Origin of the sequence: Nostoc sp. JL23, from assembly GCF_017115065.1 — a bacterium.
Taxonomy (GTDB): domain Bacteria; phylum Cyanobacteriota; class Cyanobacteriia; order Cyanobacteriales; family Nostocaceae; genus Nostoc; species Nostoc punctiforme_A.
Window position 1 is genome coordinate 37,810 of sequence record NZ_JABXKN010000059.1, and the last position, 23,016, is coordinate 60,825.

24 protein-coding genes and 1 pseudogene are annotated in these 23,016 nt (G+C 40.2%); 16 read left to right on the plus strand and 9 right to left on the minus strand.

Going from position 1 to position 23,016, the window contains the following annotated elements; translation table 11 throughout:
- Positions 1-39: 39 nt before the first annotated feature.
- The 4 genes from hisS to HWQ42_RS11940 all read left to right on the plus strand — a co-directional run bounded on the left by hisS (position 40) and on the right by HWQ42_RS11940 (position 3,112).
- Positions 40-1,428 carry a histidine--tRNA ligase gene (gene hisS / locus HWQ42_RS11925; RefSeq protein ID WP_292812198.1) on the plus strand — a complete coding sequence of 463 codons (1,389 nt, stop codon included), beginning with the start codon at positions 40-42 and terminating at the stop codon, positions 1,426-1,428.
- Positions 1,429-1,668: 240 nt separating this feature from the next.
- Complete coding sequence (locus tag HWQ42_RS11930) at positions 1,669-2,085, plus strand: XisH family protein (protein WP_292812200.1); 417 nt, start codon at positions 1,669-1,671, stop codon at positions 2,083-2,085.
- Positions 2,073-2,408, plus strand: coding sequence for a XisI protein (locus HWQ42_RS11935; protein ID WP_292812202.1), 336 nt, complete (start codon positions 2,073-2,075; stop codon positions 2,406-2,408). Before HWQ42_RS11930 ends, HWQ42_RS11935 begins: the two co-directional genes overlap by 13 nt.
- 128 nt (positions 2,409-2,536) lie before the next feature.
- The gene (locus tag HWQ42_RS11940) at positions 2,537-3,112 is read left to right on the plus strand and encodes a TMEM175 family protein (RefSeq protein WP_292812204.1); all 576 of its coding nucleotides are present in this window, start codon (positions 2,537-2,539) and stop codon (positions 3,110-3,112) included.
- A 209-nt stretch (positions 3,113-3,321) separates the two neighbouring features.
- Here the strand turns inward: HWQ42_RS11940 and HWQ42_RS11945 are convergent, their stop codons facing one another.
- The 4 genes from HWQ42_RS11945 to HWQ42_RS11960 all read right to left on the minus strand — a co-directional run bounded on the left by HWQ42_RS11945 (position 3,322) and on the right by HWQ42_RS11960 (position 7,963).
- Positions 3,322-4,056 carry a rubrerythrin family protein gene (locus tag HWQ42_RS11945; RefSeq protein WP_292812206.1) on the minus strand — a complete coding sequence of 245 codons (735 nt, stop codon included), beginning with the start codon at positions 4,054-4,056 and terminating at the stop codon, positions 3,322-3,324.
- Positions 4,057-4,504: 448 nt separating this feature from the next.
- A complete protein-coding gene (locus tag HWQ42_RS11950) occupies positions 4,505-5,245 on the minus strand; it encodes an SDR family oxidoreductase (RefSeq protein ID WP_292812209.1) in 741 nt (246 codons plus the stop codon).
- A 453-nt stretch (positions 5,246-5,698) separates the two neighbouring features.
- Positions 5,699-6,154, minus strand: coding sequence for a hypothetical protein (locus HWQ42_RS11955; RefSeq protein WP_292812211.1), 456 nt, complete (start codon positions 6,152-6,154; stop codon positions 5,699-5,701).
- Positions 6,155-6,655: 501 nt separating this feature from the next.
- On the minus strand, positions 6,656-7,963 hold the full coding sequence (locus tag HWQ42_RS11960; RefSeq protein WP_292812213.1) for an efflux RND transporter periplasmic adaptor subunit: 1,308 nt from the start codon (positions 7,961-7,963) through the stop codon (positions 6,656-6,658).
- Positions 7,964-8,576: 613 nt separating this feature from the next.
- Here HWQ42_RS11960 and psaK point away from each other — a divergent pair.
- From psaK to HWQ42_RS11995, 7 genes are all read left to right on the plus strand, one after another.
- The gene (gene psaK / locus HWQ42_RS11965) at positions 8,577-8,837 is read left to right on the plus strand and encodes a photosystem I reaction center subunit PsaK (protein WP_292812216.1); all 261 of its coding nucleotides are present in this window, start codon (positions 8,577-8,579) and stop codon (positions 8,835-8,837) included.
- 116 nt (positions 8,838-8,953) lie between these two features.
- Positions 8,954-9,205 carry a hypothetical protein gene (locus HWQ42_RS11970; RefSeq protein ID WP_292739176.1) on the plus strand — a complete coding sequence of 84 codons (252 nt, stop codon included), beginning with the start codon at positions 8,954-8,956 and terminating at the stop codon, positions 9,203-9,205.
- A gap of 84 nt (positions 9,206-9,289) precedes the next feature.
- A complete protein-coding gene (locus HWQ42_RS11975; RefSeq protein ID WP_292812218.1) occupies positions 9,290-9,769 on the plus strand; it encodes a hypothetical protein in 480 nt (159 codons plus the stop codon).
- Between the two features lie 530 nt (positions 9,770-10,299).
- A complete protein-coding gene (locus tag HWQ42_RS11980; RefSeq protein ID WP_292812220.1) occupies positions 10,300-11,019 on the plus strand; it encodes a hypothetical protein in 720 nt (239 codons plus the stop codon).
- A 200-nt stretch (positions 11,020-11,219) separates the two neighbouring features.
- Positions 11,220-11,357: a hypothetical protein gene (locus tag HWQ42_RS11985; protein ID WP_292812222.1), complete on the plus strand. Its 138-nt coding sequence runs from the start codon at positions 11,220-11,222 to the stop codon at positions 11,355-11,357.
- Entirely contained in the window at positions 11,338-12,105 is a 768-nt protein-coding gene (locus tag HWQ42_RS11990) for a DUF1350 family protein (protein ID WP_292812225.1), read from the plus strand. The genes HWQ42_RS11985 and HWQ42_RS11990 overlap by 20 nt, the downstream gene beginning before the upstream one ends.
- A gap of 296 nt (positions 12,106-12,401) precedes the next feature.
- A complete protein-coding gene (locus HWQ42_RS11995; protein ID WP_292739186.1) occupies positions 12,402-13,538 on the plus strand; it encodes a SpoIIE family protein phosphatase in 1,137 nt (378 codons plus the stop codon).
- Here HWQ42_RS11995 and HWQ42_RS12000 read toward each other — a convergent pair whose 3' ends face one another.
- The 4 genes from HWQ42_RS12000 to HWQ42_RS12015 form a co-directional block, all read right to left on the minus strand.
- On the minus strand, positions 13,539-13,865 hold the full coding sequence (locus HWQ42_RS12000; RefSeq protein ID WP_289799397.1) for an STAS domain-containing protein: 327 nt from the start codon (positions 13,863-13,865) through the stop codon (positions 13,539-13,541).
- 835 nt (positions 13,866-14,700) lie between these two features.
- Positions 14,701-15,366, minus strand: a complete 666-nt coding sequence (grpE, locus tag HWQ42_RS12005; RefSeq protein WP_292812227.1) for a nucleotide exchange factor GrpE — start codon at positions 15,364-15,366, stop codon at positions 14,701-14,703.
- A gap of 96 nt (positions 15,367-15,462) precedes the next feature.
- On the minus strand, positions 15,463-15,954 hold the full coding sequence (locus tag HWQ42_RS12010) for a Dps family protein (protein ID WP_292739190.1): 492 nt from the start codon (positions 15,952-15,954) through the stop codon (positions 15,463-15,465).
- Positions 15,955-16,095: 141 nt separating this feature from the next.
- Positions 16,096-16,359 (minus strand): ParB N-terminal domain-containing protein, encoded by a 264-nt coding sequence (locus HWQ42_RS12015; RefSeq protein WP_094352334.1) that lies wholly within the window; start codon positions 16,357-16,359, stop codon positions 16,096-16,098.
- Between the two features lie 115 nt (positions 16,360-16,474).
- On the opposite strand from HWQ42_RS12015, the gene HWQ42_RS12020 reads away from it, so the two are divergent.
- On the plus strand, positions 16,475-18,202 hold the full coding sequence (locus tag HWQ42_RS12020) for a SpoIID/LytB domain-containing protein (RefSeq protein WP_292812229.1): 1,728 nt from the start codon (positions 16,475-16,477) through the stop codon (positions 18,200-18,202).
- Between the two features lie 268 nt (positions 18,203-18,470).
- On the opposite strand, the gene HWQ42_RS12025 is transcribed toward HWQ42_RS12020, so the two are convergent.
- Positions 18,471-18,770: a ferredoxin gene (locus tag HWQ42_RS12025; protein WP_094352333.1), complete on the minus strand. Its 300-nt coding sequence runs from the start codon at positions 18,768-18,770 to the stop codon at positions 18,471-18,473.
- Positions 18,771-19,417: 647 nt separating this feature from the next.
- Here HWQ42_RS12025 and HWQ42_RS12030 point away from each other — a divergent pair.
- The 4 genes and pseudogenes from HWQ42_RS12030 (at position 19,418) to HWQ42_RS12045 (ending at position 23,008) form a co-directional block, all read left to right on the plus strand.
- Positions 19,418-20,434 (plus strand): Gfo/Idh/MocA family oxidoreductase, encoded by a 1,017-nt coding sequence (locus tag HWQ42_RS12030; RefSeq protein ID WP_292812231.1) that lies wholly within the window; start codon positions 19,418-19,420, stop codon positions 20,432-20,434.
- Positions 20,434-21,210 carry a type I methionyl aminopeptidase gene (gene map, locus HWQ42_RS12035; protein WP_292812233.1) on the plus strand — a complete coding sequence of 259 codons (777 nt, stop codon included), beginning with the start codon at positions 20,434-20,436 and terminating at the stop codon, positions 21,208-21,210. Before HWQ42_RS12030 ends, map begins: the two co-directional genes overlap by 1 nt.
- 304 nt (positions 21,211-21,514) lie before the next feature.
- The gene (locus HWQ42_RS12040; protein ID WP_292812235.1) at positions 21,515-22,141 is read left to right on the plus strand and encodes a Uma2 family endonuclease; all 627 of its coding nucleotides are present in this window, start codon (positions 21,515-21,517) and stop codon (positions 22,139-22,141) included.
- A gap of 251 nt (positions 22,142-22,392) precedes the next feature.
- Positions 22,393-23,008 (plus strand): annotated as a pseudogene (locus HWQ42_RS12045) (Uma2 family endonuclease).
- Positions 23,009-23,016: the final 8 nt, after the last annotated feature.

Consider the following 23,016-nt stretch of genomic DNA (forward strand, 5'->3'; position numbering starts at 1 on the left):
AAGCTTTCATCTCCAATCTCAACTTAGTAAGGTACACGCATGGCCAAAGGTGACAAAATAAACTTTTCTACCCCTAGCGGGTTTCCAGAATTTCTACCTAGCGAAAAGCGTCTAGAATTACACTTGCTAGATATCATCCGTAAAGTTTTTGAAAGCTATGGATTTACACCCATCGAAACACCTGCTGTAGAACGTTTAGAAGTACTACAAGCTAAAGGAAATCAAGGCGATAATATCATTTATGGAATCGATCCTATCTTGCCACCAAATCGACAAGCCGAGAGAGATAGATCGGGCGAAACAGGTTCGGAAGCAAGAGCTTTAAAGTTCGATCAAACAGTTCCTTTAGCGGCGTATATTGCCCGTCACCTAAATGAATTAACTTTTCCTTTTGCCCGCTACCAAACAGATGTAGTTTTTCGTGGAGAACGGGCGAAAGATGGGCGTTTTCGTCAGTTCCGCCAATGCGATATTGATGTAGTTGCGCGTCGTGAACTCAGCTTGCTCTATGATGCTCAGATGCCTGCAATTATCACTGAGATATTTGAAGCAATTAATATTGGTGATTTCCTGATTCGCATCAATAACCGAAAAGTCCTTACTGGTTTCTTTAAATCATTAGGTATTGCCGAAAATCAAATTAAATCGTGTATTGGTATTGTTGATACTCTAGAAAAAATTGGTGAAACTAAAGTCAAACAAGATTTAGAAAAAGAAGGAATTTCAGCCGAACAGTCCCAAAAAGTTATTGAGTTTATTAAAATAGACGGTTCCGTTGATGACGTATTAGATAAGCTCAAGCATCTCGCCCAAAATCTGCCAGAAACCGAGCAATTGAGCTTAGGTATTACCGAATTAGAAACGGTAATTGCTGGGGTGCGTAATCTCGGAGTTGCCGAAAACCGTTTCTGTATTGATTTATCCATTGCCCGTGGTCTTGATTACTATACCGGCACAGTTTACGAAACAACCTTATTAGGACATGAAGCTTTAGGTAGCATTTGTTCTGGCGGGAGATATGAAGAATTAGTCGGGGTGTTTTTGGGCGAAAAGATGCCTGGTGTCGGCATTTCTATCGGCTTAACTCGTTTAATTAGTCGCTTGTTAAAAGCTGGGATTCTTAGTACCTTAGCTGCTACACCAGCCCAAGTGATGGTAGTGAATATGCAAGAAGATTTAATGCCTACTTATTTAAAAGTTTCTCAACATCTGCGTCAGGCGGGAATTAATGTGATAACTAACTTTGATAAGCGTCCCTTGGGTAAACAATTTCAATTAGCAGACAAACAAGGAATTCAATTTTGCGTAATTATTGGTTCTGAAGAAGCAGCAGCGCAAAAGTCATCGCTCAAAGATTTGAAAACAGGTGAGCAAGTAGAAGTGCTATTAGAAAATTTGGCTGAAGAAGTTAAAAGAAGGCTTACTTAAAATTTGATTTATCAAGTAGCAACTGTTTATGATGGTACCTTCCAGCTTCCACCTCACACACTTAAACTTATTTGGAAGTCCTTTATGAGTTTGTCAGATTTACCTAATCTCTGGGTTCCTCTAGCACTTTTAGGCTTAATTGTTATAGCTGCTGTATTTTTCAGCCGCAGCAATTGATATTGCGATGGAAATTGGCTAGTGAAAGTTAAATCTCTGGCGATCGCTTCAATGTGAGGACAAATGGCTGCTAAAGACCTATTTCATGATGCTGTCAAACAAGCACTTATCAAAGAGCAATGGGTGATTACAGCAGATCCGCTAAAAATCAGAATTGAACGTGTAAAGTTTGAGATTGACCTAGCGGCAGAAAAAATCCTTGCAGCTGATAAGGCGGGGCGAAAAATAGCAGTTGAAATCAAAAGCTTTCTTAATAGCTCTGCGATCACTGACTTTCACTCAGCGTTGGGGCAGTTTTTAAACTATCGCCTTGCATTACACATGAGCGAACCAGATAGAATACTTTATTTAGCCGTTCCCGTCGATACCTTTGACTCGTTCTTTCAGGAGCGATTCACTCAGGAAGCTGTCAAACTTTATCAAGTGAAGTTGGTGAGTTATGATCCAGTTCAGGAGGTGATTGTCGAATGGAAAGAGTAGAACAGTATCGCCAAAGCATCCGCCAAGTATTAACGTCTCACGCTACTTTTGAGAATGGCAATTCAAACATTGAATCGCAACTTGTGTTTGATACAGAACATGACCACTACCAGCTTTTGGAAGTTGGCTGGGAGGGACTTAAGCGAGTCTACAACTGTATCATCCATTTGGACATTAAGGATGGGAAGATTTGGATTCAGCGCAATATGACTGATGTAGATATTGCGCGGGAATTAGTAGAAATTGGTGTCCCGAAGGAAGATATTATTCTGGGTTTACATCCGCCGTATAAGCGTCCGTATACAGGGTATGGTGTAGCTTAAAGATCAAATATAAGTCCTATATATCAAGGATCATCTCGCAGACAATCTTCATCAATGGCGACTACTTGGTACGATAAAGTACAGAGTGTCACAACTTACTTTCAAGTAAATAGAAAAGGAATGCGTACATGGGAAAAGGGAGATTAGAAGCATTCAGCGATGGGGTGATTGCCATCATCATCACTATCATGGTGCTGGAAATCAAAGTACCGCATGGGTACGATTTAGCTGCGCTACGTCCATTAATCCCGGTATTTCTGAGCTATGTGCTGAGTTTTATTTATATCGGCATCTATTGGAACAATCACCATCACCTACTGCAAGCAGTCCGACATGTTAATGGGCATATCCTTTGGGCTAATCTGCATCTGCTGTTTTGGTTGTCGCTAATCCCCTTCGTCACTGGTTGGATGGGCGAGAATCACTTTGCCGCTATGCCAGTTGCCCTTTACGGTACGGTATTGTTGTTGGCTGCGATCGCTTACTTCATCCTTACCCGCACCCTGATTTATTACCACGGCAAGGATTCGACTCTAGCGATCGCAGTTGGTGAAGATTTCAAAGGAAAAGTATCAGTAGTTGTCTATGCTGTAGCAATTCCACTTGCCTTCATAAACTCATGGTTTGCCTGTACATTATACGCTTTAGTTGCAGTCATCTGGCTGATCCCCGATCGTCGCATTGAGAAGACTCTCACTTCCTAAATGAATTACAAATTACCTACAAGTGCAATACTTAAACACAAAAAATCTGAAAATTTAGCTCTAGATAAACTGGTTTCTGTCGTTCAAATTGGCTGTTATCTTCTGGTAAATCCATCATAAGACTCTGTGTATAAATAATTATGAACGCGAAGCATCTCTTAAGATGCTTCGCGTTTATTTGGTAAAAAAGTGCCTAATTGATTGTCTTCTTAAGCTGCAACTTTCTCCTCAAATGGTTTAAAGGTTTTTTTGCTAGCACCGCAAATCGGACATTCCCAGTCTTCAGGAATTTCTTCAAAAGGTGTACCAGGTGCAATTCCCGAATCAGGATCGCCAGCGACGGGATCGTAAATCATGCTGCATTGTCTACAAATCCATTTACGAGTTTGAGGTTCTTCACCAGCAATTCTGGTTGCTGCTTGTCCTCCGTTTAATACTTCTAAGGCTTCAGTGTAGCGATCGGCGTGGTAATTTTCGATGAATTTTAACAAGCCAAAACGGTGTGCAGCTTCCCGAAATGTGTTGGCATGATCGGTAGATTCTTGAACTTGTTTGAGAAATTCTTCAGCTGCCGGATTGTCGCGTTGGCTCTGCCCGCCGTAGGCATCGCGTTGGGCATCTGCGGCAAACTCTGGATACATTGTGGTATATTCATAAGTCTCGCCTTCAATTGCCAAAGATAAACAGCGAGATACAATTTCCCGCTTTTGTTCATCAGTTAAAGCAGCTGCATCTTCTACCACTAGTTCTGGATGCAACAATTTAAAATGTGCAAAAGCGTGTTCAGTTTCTTGATCTGCTGTTTCTTTAAAAAGTTTTGCCAAGTCTGTAAATCCAAGTTGACGCGCTACATCTGCAAAAAACAGATACTTACGATTTGCCATCGATTCACCACCGAAGGCTGCTTCTAAGTTTTGGAGTGTAGTGAAGTTGGACAAATCCATAATTTTTTAATGCCTGATAAGTGATATTTATTGCAAAAGCACAGACTCTAGAACTGGATAATCAGCCGTTATTTGTATAAGTTATAAATGCTTTATACAAACTTTGTCATCCCATATTTAGCAATCTGTTTTAATCGGAAGCTAGCACGGCTGTGTTCTCCTACTTGGACAATTATAAAACCGAAAAATTGTACAACTAACAAATTATATTTTTGATTTAGAGATGACTGTGATTGCTTTAATTTGTATGAAGTTTTAAAAATGGATAGTCGGGTATCCTGTAGCGTCAGGGGCATAAAATATTTTTGGATCTGGAGCGTTCAAATGTGCGTTAAGTTCTAAGCGTTTTGGTAAATTCATAGCTGAAATTTCGATTACGGCATTGCACATTATTGACTGAGGTTTTAAAACGGGGAATATCGCTTTTATCAGGAGAGCTTTGATCGCCTCACGCGATTCCACCGTTGACACGAATATTTTGCCCAGTGATCCACCTGGCTTCATCGCTGGCGAGAAACGCTACTACATCGGCGATTTCTTGCACATCTCCCAGTTTGCCAAAAGCCGCCATTTGGGCTAAACGGTCTATCTGTTCTTGTGTTTTGCCTTCTCGAAACAGTTCTGTATCCGTGGGGCCAGGAGAAATAACATTAACTGCGATCGCTTTTGCACCTAATTCTTTAGCTAGTACCCGCGTGATTTGTTCAACAGCACCCTTGGTTCCTACATAGGCACTATAAGTTGGCAGCATCATCGCCGTAGTAGATGAGGAAAAGTTGATAATCCGTCCTCCTTCTGACATGTGTTGCGTGGCTTGTTGGCAAGTAAAATAAGTGCCTTTGACATTAATGGCAAAAATCGCGTCGAAATCTTCTTCTGTCACCTCAGTAATTGGTTTATAGAAGGCAATTCCGGCATTGTTGACCAAAATATCGACTTTACCAAAACGTTCAAGTGTTTGTTCAAATAACCTTTTGATGTCGGGTACTTTGCTAATATCAGCTTGGATAGCGATCGCTTCTACTCCCAACTTTTCAATTTCTGCCACAACTTCTTGTGCTTTGCCTGCATTCCCCGCATAGTTGACGACAATAGATGCGCCGTTACCAGCTAACTTGAGTGCGATTGCTCGTCCAATTCCCCGCGATGCACCAGTGATAATTGCAACCTTCCCTGTCAAAGATGTCATAGATTAATCGAGTTTAATTTTGGTTAACTAAAGTGATTATCTATTGTTAAAGGTACTGTAGCAAGGTTAAATTTAGCGATCGCTGCTAAAACTGCCGACTTCATTCCAGCCAAAATCGCGCCAGCGAATTCAAGTAACTCTCAGGCGGGAGAAATGAAAATACTTTGCAAAAGGTGAGGATACGTACCCTCTTGGCGACATTTTCACAGCAGATTAAGATTTGCTACGGCTTGGCGAATATTGTTGAATATGTTGAGCTAAATCGAATTTCTGAGTCTTCATTGAGCTAAACACAATGCCTACGGCAGTAAACTACGCCCTACCGAACTTGACAGAATTTAAGTGCTGATGACACAAGTATTGTCTTGACCATAGTCTACAAACATCTTTTATAAATTGTCTGTTTTCGTTAACCAAAAGCTCATCTGGTTTATCATATCTGCGTGGATTAAATTATTTGAAGAAGGGATTTTCTGGACCTATCTCGGATTCAATCTCAATCGGACATGTTGGCTCAGATAAGAGTGTTCCATTAAATGTATAAGTAGTGCCTTGGGAATTGATAGCATTACCACTTATCCTCCGGTCTGGAACAAAGTCTCCTCTTACTTGACCGCTAAGTGCGATACTTTCTTCTGAATTTGGATTTGTTACTGCTTGCCAATTTCTCTGATCCCGACCTAGATTTGTACGGCTATAAGTAGCATCTAGTCCAACAAAACGAAGGCTGCTACCATTGGCGTTAAATTCAAAACAAGCAGTAAAATTATCTCCCTGACTCGAATTAACATTGACATCGTAGCTTTTGCCCTCCACTCCAGCTTGTACTGGCGCAGCCAACAACGTTATCTGTCCAAGTAAACAAGTTAAAACTAAACCGCACTTAGATTGGATGATTTTCACTGACATAATTGTTTACCTCTGTTACGTAATCAAGTAATTGCTTACTTTTACTCATTGGTGACAGGTTAAGGTCATTAACCATTTGCCAATAAGTAGTGGTGATCAAATTTAATCAAAATCGAGGTTACAAACGTAAATTTCCAGCTTGTGATGCCTTCACATAGCGTTTTATAGACAAGACTAGCTACGCCTACGCATATTTAAAAGCATCGTTTATCCTTGCCATAAAACTTACTATAAAGCTTAATTAGATACTCGATAGCATAGATAATTTACAGCGTAATCACTATTGACAAAACGAGTTATATCTTAAAATTTCACCAATGCTTTCTTTATTAGGAGAAAAGAATGGAAGTGAGTTCAGAGTGTATTGCATAGATAGACACCTAGAGACTACTCTACAAGTTCTCCAACAAAGAGCGATCGCTATAGTAACGCTCTTGGGTGAAGATTGGTAGGAGACAAGATTGAGACTTCTCCCCTGCTCCTCCTCTCTACTCCCCTTAATTAAAATTCTGGAACGATCGCAACACCATCCCTGAGATTGAGCAACCCTGAAATAATAACTTTATCTTCTGGCTGTAATCCTTCAATAACTTGGTAATTATTACCTTTGATCTCGCCTAGCCTCACTCGTCTTTGTCGAGCTACTTGTTGAGATACACCTTGGGGGGATGTCTCTGTTTCAACTACATAAACAAAAGTGTCCCCACCTACACGAGTCATTGCTGTTGTGGGAATTAAAACTCCGGGGCGCTGATTCCAGAACACTCTAGTCCTGACCAATTGATCTGCACGTAGCTGACCGTTAGTGTTATCAAAAAGTGCTTTGATCAGTATTGTTTGTGTTTCATTGCTGGCATTAGGTGCAATAAAAAATATCCTACTTCTACCAAGCTTTTGACCTTGTGTGTTCATCACCTCTACTGGCATACCCTTACGCAATTTGGGACCTTGCTGTAGTGGTACAGAGATATTCACTTCTAAAGGTCGATTTTGCGTAATATTAACTAATGGTGTAGAAGTATTAACTAAATCACCGACTTTTACAGGGATGTTGCCAACTGTGCCACTAAAAGGAGCGGTAATTTTGTCAGACTGGGGCTGTTGTGTTTGAATATTTACATTAGATTGCTGCAAAGATTTTTCAGCCTCTAAGATGGTGGCTCGTTGTGCTTGAATCCTGGAATCAATTGCATCCAGACTAGTCTTAGCATTAGCGAGCCGATTAGCAAACTGATTGCTAGTCTGTCGAGACACGGCTCCTTGTTCAGCTAGGCTGACAAACTTATCGTAGTTCTGCTGGTACAATTGCAGATTCGCAACGTAGGATGGTCGTTCTGCTTCTAAAGATTTGAGTGTGGCGCGGGCATTTGCCAGTTGCATTAAAAATGCTTGAGGCACAGGATTATTCCTAGCGATCGCTGCCTGTGATGTAGGATCTACTTGGAGAATTGCTGCTCCTTCGACGATTGGATCTCCTGATTTGACAAGTATCTGGCTAACTTGACCCTGAATCCTCGGCTGGAGCGTGACTGAACGCAGGGATTTTAGACTAGCAATAAAATCTGAACTTTCCTCAATTATGCCGCTTTGTACTGTTGATATTTTGACTCTTACCCCTTGAGGTTGAGCGTTAGCAGTTGAAGGTGCTGAATTTTGCGGAGTGAGTAAACGCCATAGAGTTGCTCCGCCCCCTAACAATAGAAGTGCGGCTAAACTCAACCAAAGCCACCGCCGTTTTCCAGAAGGTGGCTCAAATGACGTTTGTGGAGCTTTTTCTCCAAAATCAGTTTGAGGCTCAGGGGATGTCATGGCTTTTGAGGAACTTAAGGAACAAATTAACTAGATTCAATCAAAATTTCATCTGTTGATCTTGAAATTACTGATTTAGCATGAGGTTTTGTGGCAAATTATGTGTTAGCACATCCAAATATACAATTTTGATGATTCTGTCTAAATCTACCGAAAGGTGAATCCGCTGCTTAAATTTCTGACTTCAACTGTATCCTTCAAAAATTTGGGGATCATTTTGTTCGTAACTCCTGCACAGATTTCTATAGATAGATTGACATAATTTTATCGGAATCACTTTTATCTACAGCAGATTTTAAGTTCGGGAGGTACGCAAGTTAAGTCTGTTACCCAGGTATCAAGCGTATTTTACTCCTGTTAGCGCAGCGGGGCGTAGCCCATTCTGTATTTAGAATTCTGCTGTAAGTATAAATCAAGACTAACTGGTTGCTTGTTTCAGACCTTGAAATACAAACTAGCTAGCACAATCAGCTCACTGCGTTGAACTCATATTGTATTAAGTAGTAAGAATAACTGTTAAATATTGATGCAAAATCGGGTAATTTCTTGAATTTGCTTCGGAAAGTTTCAGATTATGTTTTCAACCATTAATAAATTTCAGGAGCAAATCTAGGTGTTGACTTCAACCTTACTCGCTGCTGCAACTACACCTCTGCAATGGAGTCCTACAGTTGGACTGATTATGATTATTGCTAATATCGTTGCCATTGCCTTTGGCAAATCTAGCATCAAGTATCCCAACGCAGAACCAAAACTACCCTCAGCCAATTTCTTTGGTAATTTTGGTTTGCCAGCCCTTTTAGCAACTGCCGCTTTTGGTCATATCTTAGGAGTGGGAGCTATCTTAGGGTTGCATAACCTGGGAAGAATCTAGGTTCTTACCCAAGTTAGCCTTTATTTGATGATTCTTTTGTCTCCAGCTTTGAGCCAGAGAACTAACTCTCTGGCTCTTTTTTATGAGACACTAAGTAATATCAGTATCTCAATAGCATGACAGATATAACAGATTTATCAAAAAGAATTGCCAGCAAAGGCGATAATCCGCTAAGTTTGTCACCTGTCAACTTGCAGTCACAAGAAGACGTAGAACTTGAGCAAAAACTGCGAGAACTCAAGTTTAAACAAGAACTAAGAAAAGATTGGATTTTATTTATTGTCAGGGATGTAGTAATTTTTCCTGCCGCCATCCTTTTTATTTTTGCTGTCAGTGGTTATTCCCTATTTATGCAGATTCATGGGTGACATATCTGGCTACAATTTTTAGTCAACCGCAGACAGAGGCACAGAGTACACAGAAAAAAGAGATAGAAATAGTTTGGAATTGTTGTGTTGCAGTTAATACTATGGCATCGTCTGCAACCTAGTATAAATCCCACATCTACTACAACGGTAGAATTCACCTCCATCGAACAGATTTGGCCAGATAGTCTATTAGTATTGTCCGTAATTGCCCGTGTCGGACACTCTCAACCTGATGCGTCTACTGAAGACATCGCCTATGCTTTTCGTTCTGGAGTTTTTCGACTTCCCAAAGCCGGAGAGCAAGAAAAACCAGAAATACCATTAAGCTGTAATTTTACTGAACTCAAGAAAAGTATTGAGCGCCTGCGTCTTGCCACTCCTGAACTCAAACAGGCTATTGTTGATGCTTGTGCCCACACTGTACTATTAGATCACAAAGTTACCCCTTCAGAAGGAGATTTACTCAGAGCGATCGCTATGACACTAGACTGTCCCATCCCCCCATTTTTAAACCCTCAGCCTGGTGTTTCAAAACAGAAACAACCTTATCCAAAGCGAAGTTAATGTAACGAATAAGACATGATTAGTTCTAACTCAACAAATAAAGTCCGTTTTTGCGGATTTTTCCATTATTAAATCACCGTTTGCCAGAACAATAACCTATTGCCTTTTGATTTTATTTACAGATAATTAATTTGTTTTTTATCCTGACTATTACATAGCAATCCTATTTGATTTGTGAGAATTGTAACCCGCAAATTCCCGATTTCTTAAATAAGTTGGGGATCTTGTTTCTCATGAATAAGTTAGGATTGCTATAGTCTCAAGAAGATTTCAAGTTGCTGAGGTACACAAGCTAAGTTTGTTACACAGGTATAAAGCGTGTTTTACTCCTGTTAGCGCAGCGGGGCGTAGCCCATTCAGAATTCTGCTGTAAATAATTATCTTGGCAAAGTAGTATCGTATTGTACAAAAATCTTGACATTGCCTATAAGTATTAATTTACCTGAAAAAGTTTAGACAAAATGCCAGCATTCTAGAAATTTGATTGCTATATTAGATTAAATAACTATTCTGGCAAGGGTTTAAAAGCTGTGCGGGATGATTTACAGGGCTTGGAAATTAGTCAGGATGATCTGCAAAAGCTGACTAATTTACCTGTCAGTGGGGAACTTTTAATCATTACAAATCCTCTCAAGAGATTAGCCAATATATATTTACAAAAAATTAAAAGCTCTGAAGGAGCAACTGTAGTTTTTATTGGATTTTCTACATTTGTCTTCGTCTATATTTTATTTGATATAATTATTAAAATGTTTGTTACGTGGATAACAATTCCATCATGGATATTATTAATTTTCTTAGGTCTTTGGATTGGTGGTCTGACACAAAGCATTTTATATTTTATCTGGAAAAGTAGAAGTAAGCTTGTGAAAGCTAATATGACAAAATCTCTACAAATCCTGTTAAATGAGGTTAATAGATATAATACTGTTATTAGAGTTATAGATATCAATGACCAAATAGAAGAAGCTGGTAATCCAGAAGTGATTATAAAGGAAAGAGAGGATGTAATCGAAGCACTTAAACTCACCAAAGATGATTTAGTTCGCGCTTTAAAGACAGAAAGGATTTTGAGAGAGAATAAGAATTTTATCCTGAGTAATACAGAACTATTTGTCAACAATTTAGCAACTTTAACAGCTATGCAAGTAACTGAGGAGGCTACTGAGCATGGAAGGTTACTCAATGAAGCATTACAAATTGCATTAGATGTACAATACGAGATGAAAAGATTACAGACTCAGCGTTAAGATAATTCGTAATGAAGCTTTCTACGAGACGCTAAAAGCGATCGCAGACTCGCTAACGTAATTAAGTTTTGTAAAAGGAATTTAAAAAGCACTCCTGAGTTCACTCAGCATCGCCTAAACGCCCCGCTACGGTCAACAGCACGAAGTAAGCAGTTGGAAGCGTAGGTGCCTGCTTTTCGTTAGTCCATAGATGCTGCTGGGTGGATTGGTTTCCAACCTACGCACCAAAGATTATCAATGGCTTTTTCCATAATCTTTCCCACGGTTGCAATCCCCGGTCTAACATAAAGAATATTCGTCAAGCGATCGCTTATCGGCATGGACTGGAAAGAAATTAGAGGGAACTGGGTAATCATTCCCCGAAATCCCATAGGTATCGTTCATTTTTTAGGAGGTGCATTTGTCGCCACTGCACCGCACATCACTTATCGCTGGTTACTCGAACAACTGGCAAGTAAAGGCTATGTTGTAATTGCTACGCCTTTCGTCAATACATTGGATCATACTGCGATCGCAAAATCTGTGCTGTTAAACTTTGACCGCACCCTCGAACGATTGCATGATTCTGGGGAATTACGCAAGCTTTACTTCCCCATCTACGGCGTTGGACACAGTATGGGCTGTAAACTTCACTTGCTGATTGGTAGCCTTTTTAAAGTAGAACGTGCAGGCAATATTTTAATATCTTTCAACAACTACGCCGCTAAAGAAGCTATCCCCTTAGTAGAGCAGTTTAATTCTACTTTGAAAATCGAGTTTACCCCCTCGCCATTGGAAACTAACAAACTTGTCCAAGAGCGTTACAATATCCGGCGCAATTTATTAATAAAATTTAGTAATGACACCATCGATCAGTCGGCAGCTTTAACCAAAATCTTGCAAGAACGTTTTGATGAGATGGTAACAGCGCAAACGTTACCAGGAAATCATACAACACCTTTAGGTCAAGATATTAAATGGCAAACGGGAACATCTTTTACTCCCTTTGACGCTTTAGGGCAATGGTTTAAGCAAGAAGCATATCGTGACTTGAATCAGTTAAAAAGCAATATCCTTTTATGGCTAAATCCTCTGGCAGCACCATAATATTTTATGACTGTTAAACAGTCGTAAATTCGATGGGTAAATAGAAATGAGTTATAGCGCTTCTCATTTGAGTCTAATAGAGACCAAACCCTCAAATCCTTGCACCAGTTGCTACAACTGAGGGAACTCTCTATTTTTAGGAGAGAGGAATCGAAGTAATGTCATCTATTGCATAGATAGACGCGTAACGTCTTCCTCTGGGGTACGATAAGCGCTATAGCAGCATTTCTGTATTGATACTACTTTATTTCCTATTTTGACAAAAAATTATTAATGAGTGTTTTCAACGACTTTCTATGTTTCAAATACTAATAATTGATGACGACTATTCAATAAAAACACTCCTGAAAAGGATGTTAGAAAAACAGGGTTATGAAGTAGTTACTGCCAGTAGCGGCGAGGAAGGAATAGAAAAGGCACTAGCTTATAGTCCAGCATTAATTATTTGTGATTGGATTATGCCGGGGTTGACTGGTCTGGAAGTTTGCCACCGCATTAAGACAGACCCCAAATTTTTCACCACATTCTTTATTTTATTAACATCCTTAGATTCCGTTGCTGATTGCGTCAAAGGTCTAGATGCTGGTGCTGATGATTTTATATCTAAACCTATTGAGCATAATGAATTACAAGCACGAGTAAGAGCAGGATTACGCCTGCATCAGTTGAGTAGAGATTTGCAGGCTCAAAAGTTGCTTCTAGAATCAGAAATGTCAGAGGCAGCAGAATATGTGCGATCGCTGCTACCTCTTTCTATGACTGAACCCTTCAATATAAATTTTCGATTTATTCCCTCGCGACAACTCGGCGGTGACTGTTTCGATTACTATTGGCTCGATGATGACTATTTGGCAATTTACTTGCTCGATACTGCCGGACATGGACTCAAAGCTACTCTTCCTTCTGTTTCAGTGCTAAATCTGCTGCGTTCCCGTGCCCTCAAAGGTTTAAATTATTATCAACCTAGTGATGTATTGAGGGCTTTGAATGATACCTTCCAGATGAATTATCAAAATGACAAATATTTTACGATTTGGTACGGAGTTTACAACCGAATCAACCGCCAGTTAATTTATGCTAGTGCAGGTCATCCACCAGCAGTTTTAGTAACCGGCCCATCTCCAAGAAAATCTGAAGTTCAACTATTGAAAACCCCTGGTATGCCAGTTGGCATGTTTCCAGAGGCAAAATATCTTGATGGGTTTTGCAATATTGAAAAATTCAGTACCCTTTATATTTTTAGTGATGGCGCTTATGAAATAACTAAATCAGACGGCACACTTTGGAGTTTGGATGCTTTTATTCAGCTCCTGGTTAGCTTACAAGATACTGTTGATAACCAACTCGATCGCGTACTAAGTTATTTAATCGCTCTGAACTCCAAAGATGCTTTTGATGATGATTTATCTATTTTGCAAATGAAGTTTGATTAATTACGTGTTAGAGACTAAAACCTGATTAAATGCATCTTGACTGGGAAATATTTCAAATACTTTATCCATATTAGTCAGTTCAAATAATATCCTGACTTGCTCATTAATTGAGCAAAGAACAAGCTTAGTATCGGCTGCTCGCAAGGTTTTGAAAGCTAATACTAAAGCTCCTAAACCTGAACTATCCATAAACGTTACATCTTTAAAATCAACTAACACAATTTTCGCACCCGTTTCTAGAATATCAGTGATATTTTGTCGAAAGTCTTGTGAAGTTGTGGCATTCAAATTACCACTGAGCTTAATAACTTTTACTTGTTCTCTCATAATTATGTCACTCTGCGTTATGTAAATAATACTCTGATTTCGCTATTATAGAACATTTGAAAATGCTTGTAAAATAAATTTCAAGATTAAATGTTGAGCAATCATTGATAATTAATCAGTAAAGATAAAGATTAATTATAAAATTTTGACTCTAGTTTTTTGTAATTCTAAAAAAATATTAGCTTAATTAAGTATAGTTTTCTTACTAGAAATAGACCAATTATAAATAAACACGCTAAGTAACTTGGCATGATAAAAAGCTGGTATATTTAGTTTTGCAAAAATGTTGAAATGACCAATTTATAAGCCGTTCGTTGATTTGATGTTTTATCATGTATATTAATTTTTTAGCGCCAGCTTAATTGCATCTCATAGATTTAGATATATACTTACTTATATACAAGCTGAATTTACTGCTTTTCAGATTATTTACCAAAAATTTTTGCAAAACGGAGATTCTCCAATCAATCTCATGATAGTAGCTGTCATTGAGCAATTCAAAATTCAACTAGTCGTAGCGATGCCTGGGGCGGGCTACGCATAGCTAAACCGAGTCTAGCAGTAGCTTTTTCTCCCTGAGTGCTTATGATAGTAACTAGGATCTACCTTTATTTATGTCCAATTACTTACATAATTGAAAGAATTTATCTCTGGACTACCGCCCTAGAGCCAAAAATTTAGGTTTCAAGAGCGCCAAGCAAGCTAGAACCGAAACCAAGGCTTTAAAAAGGCGATTGCCTCTGCTATCTTAAGTATTCCCAATATCTCTCATTTCTCGACAGACAATACAAAGAGTAAAGAGTTGTGAATTTCTTACTCCTAACTCCTCACTGCCTCAAACAGGACTTACTTTGGCTCTGTAAAGCAGCTTCTCACCTTGAAGGTAGCCAGTGTAGCGGACTTTGACTGTTTCTCCAGGTTGTGCGGTTCCCTCCAGCAATTGGTGCAGTTGGGGATCGTAAGGTAATTCTACTCCCACAGGTGCGATCGCTTCCACTCCCCACGCCTGTAAAAGCTTTTCCAGGGGTTTCTGCACCAACGGTACTATTTTGACTGCTGCTAGCTGGGGATTTTCCTGCGCTTTCTGTGCTGCTGTTGGCCATTGCAATAATAAAGACTCCAGCAGTTGCAAGCTCGACTGCTGGAGTTCTTGTAGTAATATTTCTCGCTGTTGTTCTAATTGAAACTGGGAGCGATCGTACTCTCTTCTTAAATCTGTAATTTCTTGTAACAATTCCTGAGTAGGCGCTGTTTTATCTTGTAACAACTCTACGGTTGAAAAAGTTGCGATTAATTCATTCAATGACATCTGTAGCACTGACGACAGCTTGAGCAGCACATCTACCCGCATCTGCTCTAACTTTCCTTGGCGTAAGTGCAAAAGTTGACGCTCTGAGACACCAGCAGCGCGACTCAGCCCTTTAAAACTAGAAATACCTACCTGTTGCATTAAATCTTGCAACTTTTGAGTATGGGGCATTGGGGATTGGGTATTGGGCATTGGGCATTGGGGATTGGGTATTGGGCATTGGGGATTAAGTTTTTTCTCTATCCGCTATTCCCTGTGCCCTATGCCCCATTCCCTATTCCCTAATTCCTATTCTTCCAGTAAACTTCTCAACATCCAAGCGGTCTTTTCGTGTACTTGCATCCGTTGAGTCAATAAATCGGCGGTAGGTTCGTCGTTAACTTCTTCTATCACCGGGAAAATAGACCGTGCAGTTCTGACTACGGCTTCTTGTCCTTCCACTAATAAGCGGATCATCTCCACAGCTTTAGGAACTCCGGGAGTTTCTGGAATCGAACTCAGTTTGGCATATTCGCTGTAGGTTCCTGGTGCGGGATAGCCAAGCGCTCTAATTCTTTCGGCTATTAAATCAACTGCTAAGGCTAATTCTGTATACTGAGTCTCAAACATCAAATGTAACGTTTGGAACATCGGCCCCGTTACATTCCAATGGAAGTTATGAGTTTTCAGATACAGTGTATAAGTGTCAGCCAACAGGTGAGATAAACCGTCGGCAATTTTAGCCCTACTCGCCTCGTCAATGCCGATATTTACATTTTTGACTGTTACTTTCGATGACATAATTTTCTCCTAATTAGGTTATATGTAATTGGGGATTGGAAATTGGGGATTGGGCATTGGGCATTGGACATTAGTCAGGAGCTAGCATAGCAATTATTCTCTCTTCTTCCCCTGCTCCCCCTGCCTCCCTACTCTCATTCTCTATGCCAAGTGCATCTTCAAAACACTACGGGGTGCTTTACGGACTCTGGCTAAAACGGTTTCTTTGCCTAAACGCTGGCAAGCTTCATACCGATGGCAACCAGAAAAGCCATAATATTGTCCATCTACTTCTAGAACATCAATAGGTTCTTGCTGCCCAATCGCCGCAATCGATTCCATTAAGGCTTGGACTTTATTTGGATCGTTTGTACGGGGCAATGGCCGTTTTATCTGATTTAATGGAATTTCTTGGACTTTAACCATAAAGAGTTTATCCAACTAGTTCTGTTTTTTGTCTCTAAATAAATCATAGTCATTATGACTTCGTTTTGCAACTAGTATTTAGGGCAAAATTGGTAATGGTATCATTGGAGCATTCATGCGACAAAAAAACCGCGCTACAAAGCAATTGGAAAATCAGCTCCAACGACTCATTAAGGGGCAGAAGACCCTCTCTACGAGAGATTACTCACGATCGCAACTCTTGGAGACGCTACGCGAACGCTATCAGGTGGCCATGAAATTTTCGTTTTGGCGTTTTCCCCACACTGTGCTGACAACATTTTATCTATTGGGACTGACGGCTGCATCAGGGCCTGAGAGCAACATCCAGGATATAGAACTGAAAATTGGGATTGTGCAGCGATTTGGCGCCGAAGCCACAGCCAAGCTGCAACTAGAACCCATAAAAGGCGATCGCTTAAAGCTAAAATTTAAAGCGGGCAATAAGCAGCAAACCCTAGTTACCAAGAACCCTGTAAAGCTGGAAACAGTCATGCAAGCTTTACCCCAGCCAGCAGTCGAAGAAGTGGTAATTTTGGGCACATACCGCACTTTTGAAACCGCAGAAGATAGTGCGAATAAATGGCGTTCTCAGGGAATGGAAGTGGAAATAGCCCAGCCAGAACGCTGGCAAGTTTGGGCAAAACGAGATGTTTACAGCACTCCTTTACTGCGACGCTTGTTATTACAAAACATCCAATCTTCTACCAAAGAAAAAGTATATCTTGATACTAAAATTTTAAAACAAGTGCCGCGAGTCAGTTGGGTGGTGGATGGCAATCGCTACAGCCCGAATGATTTGGAAATTAGCACTGAGAAAAACTTGATTCGGGTGAATAAAAGCGAAAAACCAGAAAATGCTCGTCTTTATGCCGGGCGAGTGAATTTGCAGCCAAATGCATACGGCACATACACTCTAGTTAATCAAGTACCTTTAGAAACTTATTTGCGTGGGGTTGTGCCTTACGAAATAGGCACGGATGCACCAACAGCAGCGCTGGAAGCCCAGGCAATTCTCGCCCGGACTTATGCCTTGAGAAATTTACGCAGGTTTGCAGCAGATAACTATCAGTTGTGTGCTGATACTCACTGCCAAGTTTATTATGGGTTGAAGGGAGCAGCTGCCAAAACAGACCAAGCGATTGCCTCAACTAGGGGTAAAGTACTAACTTATAAAAATGAACTAGTAGACGCTCTGTATTCTTCTACCACTGGTGGCGTCACTGCTTCCTTTAGCGATGTCTGGAATGGCGACGATCGTCCCTATTTGCGCCCTGTACTGGATGCTCCAACTAATTTTTGGGACTTTTCTAAGCAGAATTTAGCAAATGAAAAGAATTTCCAGAAATTTATTAATACGCAACAAGGATTTAATGAAAGCAAGTGGGATATGTTTCGTTGGCATAAGGAAACCCCTTTAAAGGATATTATCAAGGACTTGCAGAAATTTTTACAGGTGAAAAACAGTCCCCATGCCAAATTTAAAACAATTCAGGCTATGGCAGTAGTGGAGCGAAGCCAGAGTGGACGTATCCTGGAACTTGCAGTTAAAACCGATCGCAGCACCTTTATTTTACACAAAGACGAAGTTCGCAGTGCTTTTGCAGCCCCTACAAGTACGCTTTTTTACATCCAACCCCTGAACAAAGGCAAACCGGAACTCTGGGGATACGCTTTTATTGGTGGTGGATTAGGACATGGAGTCGGCTTGAGTCAAACTGGCGCTCAGAATTTAGCGAAACTAGGTTGGTCAAGCCCAAAAATTCTCCAATTTTACTATCCTGGTACTCAGATTCAAATTCTCAACAAAGAGATTAAGCTTTGAGCTATTGGCATTCAAGTTGCATCTTGAGCTAGGAGTCGGGAGTTAAGAAAAGGCAAAAAATAGAGAGGAAACTCCATTCTGAAAAAATTAAGCAGGAACACAGTCAATCTTGTGTTCCTGCTCATCATAAAATTAGACCTTTTGTCAAAGTCGCTTTCAGAGGTACACACGGTATTGCATTGCAAAGGTGTTAACTCTGGATATTCTGCTTCTATTTCGTCGACATTAGTAACTCTTGCAAGAGGTTTATGTTTGAGTCGCTTAACTCTTAGTAAAGGTCTTCTTCTTTGTGAGTTTCGATTGTTACGTCAGAGGTTGGGTAAGCAACACAAGTCAGTACATATCCCTTTTCTATTTGTTCATCATCTAAGAATGACTGATCGCCCTGATCGACAGTACCCTTGGTGATTTTACCTGCACAGGTCGAGCAAGCACCAGCGCGGCAAGAGTAGGGCAAGTCAAGACCAGCTTCTTCGGCAGCATCTAGAATATAGACATCATCATCAACGTCAAGTGTTTGGTTCAGACCTTCGGCTTCGTTGAGTAGTGTCACTTTATAAGTTGGCATTGAGTAATCCTCTCTTTTGAAAACGGCAGTATAAGTTATCTTAAGGCAAAGGTCACGGCTGTTCTGTGGAATTAGCCGCTGGTTTAAATTTGCTTCAATTCTGATACTACGAGAAAAATTAAACGATGTAACTGGAAATTGAACCCGATTAGTAATGAAATTTAGTTACTTAATCCCGATAAGTTTTCTTTATATTATTTTCTACCCTAGTCAGGTTGTGATTAGAAAAAGTTATATTTACGCAAAAGAAACATGAGCAAGATTAATGTTACCGATATTTTGTAGGACTTACGTAGAAGAGATTCCCCAACTCCTTTAAAAAGTAGGGCTGTTTCATTTATCTAATCTGATTTAGACGCGCCCGTTCTAAATGAAAGAAACATAACAGTACAGTAAAGATGTAATTTTTCTTTTGCCATTTTTTAGTTCATTGTATTGACAAATTTCTGACATTATGATTTAAAAGAGGGTTTTCTTTTGAAGTCTGCCTTTTTGAGTATACGTAATTCTATCTAGCTTCCAATAAAGTCTTATTTGTTCTTGAGGGGGTAGGACGAATGTTGTAGAGTCTAGACTGGTAAACCCCATGAAGAGAGAATCTCACCACTAGAAGCGTGGGAAGATCAAAAACAGAACTAATGAGGATCATGTATAATTCAGAAGCAGCTTTGGAAAAAGCAAGAGTGCGTGTAGGTTTGGTAGGTACTGGGTATGCGGCAAAGTTTCGGGCTGAGGCGTTGTTCCATGATGAGCGATCGCACATAGTCGCAGTTGTTGGTCATACAAGAGAAAAAACCGAAAACTTTGCCAGAGAGTACCAGATTGAAGTCTTGAATACTTGGCAAGAGCTGGTAGAACGTGAAGATATAGACCTAGTAGCGATCTCCACTATTAATCGAGATCATGGTGCGATCTCTCGTGCAGCAATTACCAACGGCAAACATGTAATTATAGAGTATCCTCTTTCGTTGGATGTATTTGAAGCTGAGGAACTGATTGCCTTAGCCAAAGCACAACAAAAACTCCTACACGTCGAACATCTGGAACTTTTGGGTGGTTTGCATCAAGCTTTGAAGCAAAACTTAGACAAAGTTGGTGAAGTGTTTTATGTTCGCTACAGCACCATCAATCCCCAGAATCCTGCACCCCGCAAATGGACTTATAACCACGAGTTGTTCGGTTTTCCCTTAATTGGGGCCCTGTCTCGCCTACATCGTCTCATCGATTTATTTGGTACAGTATTTACTGTTAACTGTCACCAGCGATATTGGGAAATAGAACCGGAATATTACCGAACTTGTTTCTGCACTAGTGAACTGTCCTTTAACAGTGGACTTTTAGCCCAAGTAGTGTATGGCAAAGGCGAAAGTATTTGGCAATCAGAACGCAAGTTTGAAGTTCACGGTGAAAAAGGTGGTTTAATTTTTGATGGCGACACCGGAATATTCGTCCAGCCAGGAGAAACAACACCTATAGAGGTTGGGCCTCGCCGGGGTTTGTTCGCCAAAGATACAGCTATGGTGTTAGACCATCTTTTTGACGGGACTCCTTTGTACGTTACCCCAGAGGAGAGCTTGTATACCCTAAAGGTTGCTGATACTGCACAAAGAGCTGCACAGACAGGGTTAACTATGTTTATGAAAGATACTTTAGATAAAAGTTAATGAAAACTGAACTAATTGTTATATTATCCCAACGAGAAATAGAGAAAATGCGTCAAGCTGGGCGTTTAGCTGCTAAACTCCTTCAGCATCTGGAACCGTTTGTGAAACCAGGGGTTAGCACTCTTGAACTAAACGATGAAGCCGAACGTTGGACGCAAGCGCATGGCGCAAAAAGTGCACCTCTTGGCTATAAGGGTTATCCAAAATCGATTTGTACCAGTGTCAATGAGGTAATCTGTCATGGCATTCCTAACGCCAAGCAGATTCTCAAAGACGGTGACATTATTAATATTGATGTAACGCCCATTGTTGAAGGGTATCACGGCGATACATCCAAGACATTTTTTGTTGGCACTCCTTCCCCAAAAACGAGAAAGCTGGTAGAGGTGACAGAGGAGTGTTTGCGTCTGGGTATTTCTGAAGTGAAACCTGGGGCACGCATTGGCGATATTGGTGCAGCTATTCAAGAGTATGCTGAAGGGCAAGGCTTTTCTGTAGTGCGAGATTTTGTTGGACACGGCATCAGTAACATTTTTCACACTGCACCGGATGTTCCTCATTATGGTACTCGCGGTAAAGGCAAGCGCCTGAGACCGGGGATGGTTTTTACTATTGAGCCAATGATTAATGAAGGTACTTACGAAGTCGAAGTTCTCAGCGACAAGTGGACTGCGGTAACGCGCGATCGCAAGCTTTCTGCTCAATGTGAGCATACCTTAGCTGTAACTGAAGATGGCGTTGAAATTCTCACTCTACCTGAAGGCGAGAATTACTAAACTGGTAGGTTTTTCTACTACTTAATTAACACAATAACTCCAACTCTTGCTGCGGAAAACGCCACACTAGAGTAACTAATATTGCTCTATGGATTAGAGTTAGTTAATTCGGAAGAATTATTTCGAGAGTGATAAGATGACCTATCAAAACTCACTAACTTACATTTTTGGTGTCCGTAACGGGGGCAATAAGTTGTCTAGTCTACTCCAGATTTTGAAGCATATTAGTCAATTGCCTAATCAAAGATAGTTAGAATAATCAAGAGCAGCAATACCTGCTCTTGTTCTGAACCTGGAAGGACAAATGTCTATGGTCTCAGCCATTATTAATACAGGTACTATTAGCTCTGAGACATTCGTTGCTGGCTATCTGGATGATGGACGCTACGAGTTAATTGACGGAGAAATAATCGACTTGGAACCTACTGGACTTCATGAACAGGTTGCTGGGTTAATTAATCGTAAGCTTAACGTAGCAATTGATCTGCTCAACTTGCCTTGGTTTATTCCCATGAAATGCCTAATTAAGCCATTAGGTCAAAATTCAGCCTTTAGACCCGATGTTGTGATTCTTGATCAGACGAGTTTGGCAAATGAACCATTATGGAAAACTGAGCCAGTTATTACACTAGGCAAGTCTGTAAAGTTAGTAGTAGAGGTTGTCAGTACTAATTGGCAGAATGACTATGCTCGGAAAGTTGAAGACTACGAAGCTTTAGGTATTGGGGAGTACTGGATCGCGGATTATCTAGGTCTAGGAGGCAAACGCTACATTGGCTTATCCAAAGAACCTGTGATTACAATTTATCAGTTAGTCGATGGAACTTATGAAGGACAGCAGTTTAGGGGAACAGAACGCCTCATTTCCCAAACATTTCCCGGACTGAATTTAACCGCAGAAGAGATATTTGTTGCGGGTAGCTATAGTTAAAAATTGAGAAACACGTGGCGCTCTTTGAGGATAAATATTTACAGTGCTTAAAGCTAATCAAAAATTGGTATAACTAGCCCTTTCAAGGTAAGTGCTAAAATCTCTTGTTTTTTCTCTGTACTCTCTGTACTTCTGCGGTTTAAATACCTTGCAATCTGCAATTGAATATGTACAACAAAAATGCGAATTTTTTCAACCAAAAATCAATATTTATTGCATGATAAAGTAAAACATTCTATGGAGGTAAGATTATGACCCAAGCGTTGCCCAAATTAATCACTTTCAATGAATTTATTGAATGGTATCCCAATGATGGTAAATACTATGAACTGTACAAAAGAATAATTGTTGAAATACCACCCTCAACCGGAGCGCATGAAAAAGTTATTGCATTTTTGTCGCGGAAATTAACCGTGGAGTTTGATCGCCTTAAGTTTACCCTATGGAATCCCCAAAACTGCATTAGTCAAAACTCCTTCTGCCGAATCCGCTTATTCGCCTGATGTGTTGCTGCTAAATCTTGATAATCTCGACAATGAACCGCTTTTTCAAAAACAGTCAACAGTAAGCCAAGCAGCATCGGTTCCAATAGTCATCGAAGTTGTTTCAACCAACTGGCGAGATGATTACTACAATAAATTTAGGGATTATGAAGAAATGGGCATTCCTGAATATTGGATTGCTGATTATGCTGCATTGGGTGCAAGAAAGTTCATCGGTAATCCCAAACAACCAACTATTTTTATATGCGAATTAGTTGATGGTGAATATCAAATGACAGCGTTTCAAGGTAACACCGCGATTTCATCACCTACCTTTCCCCAATTAAATTTAACTGCACAGCAGATTTTTAATGCGGCTAACTAATTTTTTAT